Here is a 2289-nt window from a genome sequence, read left to right on the forward strand (position 1 = left end):
GTCGCGGCGCCGCGCGGCGTCGACGCGATAGCGGTCGCGCTGGACGCAGAGCCACCACAGCGCGGTCAGCGCCACGGCGAGCCCGACGAGACCGGCGCACAGGCCGGCCGGCACACTGCCCGTGGCGTTCTGGGTGAGATACCACGGCACCGCCAAGCCGATCGGCAGGAGCAAACCCAGCGTCTTGTCCATTGCTTCCCCACGCGGCCTTCGCGCCGATGGCGGACGGGCCCGGAGCTGGGCTCGTCAGGGAGAAGCTAGCCGACGCCACCGACAGCCCGGTGGCGGCGCGGCGTCAGGCGCAGTCGGAGCAGACGGGGTGCCCGGCGCTCTCGCTGTGCAGCCGGCTCCGGTGTTGCACCAGGAAGCAGCTGGAGCAGACGAACTCGTCGGAGCGCTGCGGAATCACCGTGACGGAGAGGTCTTCCCCGGAGAGGTCCGCGTCGGGCAGCTCGAAGAAGGGCACGTCGTTGAGATCCTCGTCGACCACCGCGGTGGCGGGCCCTTGGAGGGTCGGGGCCAGCTCGCGAAGCGAGGTCTTGTCCTGGGGGTCGAGCTCGGAGACACGGCGTGCGTCGTAGTCGCTGGCGGTCGTCATGGCGGGGTCCTTCCTGGCGCTGGGCGGGTCAACACACGCTGCTGTAGTCACCCGTGGCGCAGGCAGTACCCCGTTCGGGCGCTTACCACACCCGTCACGAAATAAAAAATGTCGCAGGTGGCGGTGTGCACCCGCGCCGAGCGAGCCTAGGACTGGCCCGGGCTGAACGCCGCCGCGTGATGGGTGCCGTTGTAGGCGTGGCGTTGCGCGCGCGACACCCACGCCATGGCCACCCAGGGCGCGACGACGGCGACAACCAGCGCCACGATGGCCATGCCGGCCTGCGCGGCCAGCAGGGCGAAGACGCCGGTCGCCAGGCCGACGATCCACGTTGCGGCCGCCGCGAGGCCGGGCAACCGGAAGTCCTCGTCGGTGTGCCCACCAAACGCCCGGGGCAACGAGAGAATGTCGTCACTCCCGTTTGCTCCGGGAGTCAGGCTGGGCTGCTGCAACATGGCAAATTTTTACCCTGCCATTACCGCAAGTAAACGTTGCGGTTGCGGTTGGGTCACGGCCGGCGCCGGTTAGCTCAGGCGCCGTCAGCTGGCGGGCGGCGGCGCGGGCTCGTCGGAATGCTCGGCGTGCCAGCGCAGCTCGGCCTGGCGAACCTTGCGGTGGTTGCGGGCCAGCCACGCCGCGCTCGCCGCGGCCACCACCGCGGCCGCCGCCACCGCCGTCGACCCCGCCGCGACGTGCCGAGTCGCGAACGCGGCCAGGCCCATCACCAGCGCAGCCGCGGCGACGATGAGGCCGTAGACGCCGGGCGCGTGCGGGCCGTACTTGAACGTTTCGCCGGCGTGGCGGCGGAAAGTGCGTGAGTGGTCGACCGGGTCCCGATTCTCGGTATTCAACTTCACCCCTTGTAGAACCTGTTCTCTAGTGCCGTTCTTGCGGACTCACATCTCGCCGAGCACGGCCGGGGGAGCGCGCCGGTGACTGCCTCAGGCGGTTACCCGTTACGACTTGGGCCAAACGGTGTCAGCGGCCGCCCCCGCGGGTATGCCGCCCCCCATGACTTCGGCCGCCCGCCCCCCCGCCGTCCTGTTCGACGTGGACGGAACGTTGGTGGACTCCAACTACTTGCACGTCCACGCCTGGCAACGCGCCTTCGACGCCGAAGGGCTTGCCGTGTCGGCGTGGCAGGTGCACCGCTGCATCGGGATGGACGGTTCGACGCTAGTGCGGACGCTGTCCAACGACGCGCCGGAGGAGGTGCAGGAGCGGCTGAGTGACGCGCACAGCCGGTTCTACCGCGAGTCGACGCCGCTGTTGAAGCCTTTGCCGGGGGCGCGCGACCTGCTGCGCCGCGTGGCCGACCTCGGATTGCAGGTCGTGCTGGCCACGTCGGCGCCCGACGACGAACTGAAGATCCTGCGCAAGGTCCTCGACAGCGACGACCTCGTCTCCGAGACCACGTCGTCCCAGGACGTCGACACCGCCAAGCCCGCGCCCGGAATCGTGCAGGTCGCGCTGGACCGGGCGGGGGTCGACGCCGACCAGGCCGTCTTCGTCGGGGACGCGGTGTGGGACGCGCACGCCGCGGCGGGCGCGGGCCTGCCGTGCATCGGCGTGCTCAGCGGCGGCATTTCCCGGCAGGAACTGCAGGACTCCGGGGCCACACCGGTGTTCGCCGACGCCCAGGACCTTCTCGATCACCTGGACTCCACCCGGATCGCGGCGCTGGCGCCCTG

The 2289-nt window shown here is 70.7% G+C and carries 4 protein-coding genes and 1 pseudogene; 1 reads left to right on the top strand and 4 read right to left on the bottom strand.

Annotated elements, in window-relative coordinates:
• The 4 genes and pseudogenes from A5714_RS21665 to A5714_RS21680 all read right to left on the bottom strand — a co-directional run.
• Positions 1-192 (bottom strand): annotated as a pseudogene (locus tag A5714_RS21665) (restriction endonuclease); the annotation flags it as partial.
• Between the two features lie 103 nt (positions 193-295).
• Positions 296-598, bottom strand: coding sequence for a DUF4193 domain-containing protein (locus A5714_RS21670; RefSeq protein WP_068074381.1), 303 nt, complete (start codon positions 596-598; stop codon positions 296-298).
• Between the two features lie 146 nt (positions 599-744).
• The gene (locus A5714_RS21675; RefSeq protein WP_082959897.1) at positions 745-996 is read right to left on the bottom strand and encodes a hypothetical protein; all 252 of its coding nucleotides are present in this window, start codon (positions 994-996) and stop codon (positions 745-747) included.
• A 141-nt stretch (positions 997-1137) separates the two neighbouring features.
• Positions 1138-1455 (bottom strand): hypothetical protein, encoded by a 318-nt coding sequence (locus A5714_RS21680; RefSeq protein ID WP_068288732.1) that lies wholly within the window; start codon positions 1453-1455, stop codon positions 1138-1140.
• A 154-nt stretch (positions 1456-1609) separates the two neighbouring features.
• On the opposite strand from A5714_RS21680, the gene A5714_RS21685 reads away from it, so the two are divergent.
• Positions 1610-2289 (top strand): HAD family hydrolase (locus A5714_RS21685; protein WP_068074385.1); only part of this gene is annotated, 680 nt, incomplete at its 3' end.

The organism is Mycobacterium sp. E2462, assembly GCF_001672685.1.
Taxonomy (GTDB): Bacteria; Actinomycetota; Actinomycetes; order Mycobacteriales; family Mycobacteriaceae; genus Mycobacterium.